Here is a 660-nt window from a genome sequence, read left to right as displayed (position 1 = left end):
CAAAGTGCGTGCCGCCCTCCGCGACGGAGCCGGGGTGCGCGGACAGCCCCGCCCCGGCGAGCAGTGCCTGCCAGGCCAGCGCCGTATCGGCCACCGTCCGAGCCATCGGGCCAACCGCGTCGAAGGACGGGCAGAGCGGAGCCACGCCCCCGGCAGAGACGATCCCGTTGCGGGGCCGCAGCCCGACCACCCCGCAGCACGCGGCGGGCATCCGGATGGAGCCAGAGGTGTCCGTGCCCAAGCCGATCCGGCCAATCCCCGCGGCCAGGGCAGCCGCGGTCCCGCCGCTCGACCCTCCCGGCGTGTGCTCGGGGAACCGGGGGTTGCGCACATCGCCCCACGCCGGGTTCTCGCTGGAGGCCCCGTAGGCGAACTGGTGCAGGTTCACCTTCGCCACCACCCTCGCGCCCGCCGCCTCGAGCGCCGCGACGGCGGGCGCGCTCCGCACCGCCGTCAGCGCCCCGCTCAGGCGGGCGCCCAGGCTGGTCACCGTGCCCGCCACGTCGATGTTGTCCTTGACGACGAGCGTCACCCCGGCCAGTGGCGCCGCGGACGGGGGCGCCGCCTGCGCCCGTGCGCGGGCGATCGTGTCCGCAATCACGATGCCGTGACCGGCGCTCGCCGCAATGGCCCGTTCGGCGGCGCGGAAGTTGCTGTCAC

General features: G+C 75.9%; 1 protein-coding gene. It reads right to left on the bottom strand.

Annotation, left to right across the window (positions count from 1 at the left end; all coding sequences use genetic code 11):
* On the bottom strand, positions 1-660 hold a 660-nt coding region (locus OOT08_RS06940), incomplete at both ends, for an amidase (RefSeq protein WP_325092130.1).

The sequence above is a fragment of the Leucobacter sp. M11 genome (genome assembly GCF_035726885.1).
Classification (GTDB): Bacteria; Actinomycetota; Actinomycetes; order Actinomycetales; family Microbacteriaceae; genus JAPFRB01.
This window is presented reverse-complemented; position numbering and strand designations above follow the sequence as displayed.